This window comes from Danxiaibacter flavus (assembly GCF_041060425.1).
In the GTDB taxonomy this organism is placed as follows: Bacteria; Bacteroidota; Bacteroidia; order Chitinophagales; family Chitinophagaceae; genus Danxiaibacter; species Danxiaibacter flavus.
The window spans coordinates 1-522 of sequence record NZ_JAULBC010000033.1; the positions used below are offsets into that span (position 1 = coordinate 1).

Here is a 522-nt window from a genome sequence, read left to right on the forward strand (position 1 = left end):
CTTGATTTAATGTGTTGTTTAGTCGTTGATTAATATCTCTTGTTTTGAGAGATAATCCGGGTCATACTTGTTTTTTGTTTTGAATAAGGTATACAGCAACTCCAATAGTTTCCTTTGCACCGCTATTGCTGCTTTCATTTTAATGCCATGTTTGGATATCAGTCTGGCATAAATAGCTTTATATCTGGGATCATTATTGATTACTGAAAATGTTGGCAGATGCATAGCTTTGCGCAAATGCTTGTTGCCCCGTTTTGATATTTTAGGCTTTCCCTTTACTGATGTACCGGATTCTTTTTCTTTTACGTCATAGCCTGCATAGCTGGCCAATTGCTTAGAGTTCCGTATCAGATCAAAACCATTCGTTTCTGCCAAAACTGTAACTGCGGTTAATTCTCCAATTCCTTTGATGCTACTTAACAAAGCAACAGCTTCACTTACTTCCTGATCTTTTTTTACCAGCACATCAATCTCCTGTTTTATTTCATTCTCCTGTTTATCAAAAAAATCAATTGTCTTCCT

At 36.2% G+C, this 522-nt stretch carries 1 protein-coding gene; it reads right to left on the reverse strand.

All coding sequences use genetic code 11. The annotated features are described in order from the left end of the window. Positions 1-18: 18 nt before the first annotated feature. The coding region (locus QTN47_RS27980; protein ID WP_369332771.1) for a transposase at positions 19-522 on the reverse strand (504 nt) is incomplete at its 5' end.